Annotated in this window: 1 protein-coding gene; it reads left to right on the top strand. The window is 71.5% G+C overall.

Features of this window, described 5'->3' with window-relative positions; genetic code table 11:
• Nucleotides 1-773: hypothetical protein (locus CH341_RS34720; protein ID WP_111423702.1), on the top strand; the 773-nt coding region annotated here is incomplete at both ends.

The following is a 773-nucleotide window of genomic DNA, read 5'->3' as shown; positions in this document are numbered from 1 at the left end:
GAGGCAAAGCTGTTCGAGGACGGCCTCGCCGCCCAGGCCGCCCCGGCTCCGAAAACTCCGCCGATCGGCGGAGTTTCGCCGGCCGCGGCGACCGGTACGCTCGCCGAACGCATCGTCGCCGCGATGGAGCGCCGGGGCTGCACGATCGCCCGCGGGCCGAACGAGGCGAACATCGTCTATGTCGAGGGCATGGACCCGGACGGGACGCCGAACGCCAATCGCCCGAACGGCTTCGACGACGCGCGCTTCGTGATCGTCTTTCAGAGCGGCGTGCCCGTGATCGCCGGCGCCTGGGAGGCCACCACGGAGCCCGGCAAGCTCTACACCGAGCGGCCGCTGAGCAATCTCGGAGCCGCCCGCATCGCGCACGGGCAGCAGCGGTGCTGGCAAGTCGGCATCCACCACGCCGGCAAGGCGAGCGCGCACGAGGCGCTGGTGCAGACCGGTGCCGAGGTCACGGTCTTCCGCGACGGCAATCGCGACTATCGGCGCGACGGCGACGGGACCGAGACGGGCTGGTTCTGGATCAACGAGCACCACGGCTACGACTACCCGAGGAACGACATCAAGGGCGCCTCGGCCGGCTGCCTGGTCGGCAGGTCCACGGCCGGCCACCGCGAGTTCATGGCGCTGGTCAAGCGCGATCCCAGCTGGCGCGCGGATCCGAAGTTCATCTTCCGCACCACCATCCTGCCGGCCGCCGAGGTGACGGCGACTGCAGTCGCAGCGCCGACGACGAAGGGCCGGACGGCGACCGCGGGGGCCGCAGCCGC

The organism is Rhodoplanes roseus (assembly GCF_003258865.1).
Lineage (GTDB): Bacteria > Pseudomonadota > Alphaproteobacteria > Rhizobiales > Xanthobacteraceae > Rhodoplanes > Rhodoplanes roseus.
The sequence above is the reverse complement of the archived record's forward strand: the minus strand, read 5'-3'. Positions and strand labels throughout refer to the sequence as shown.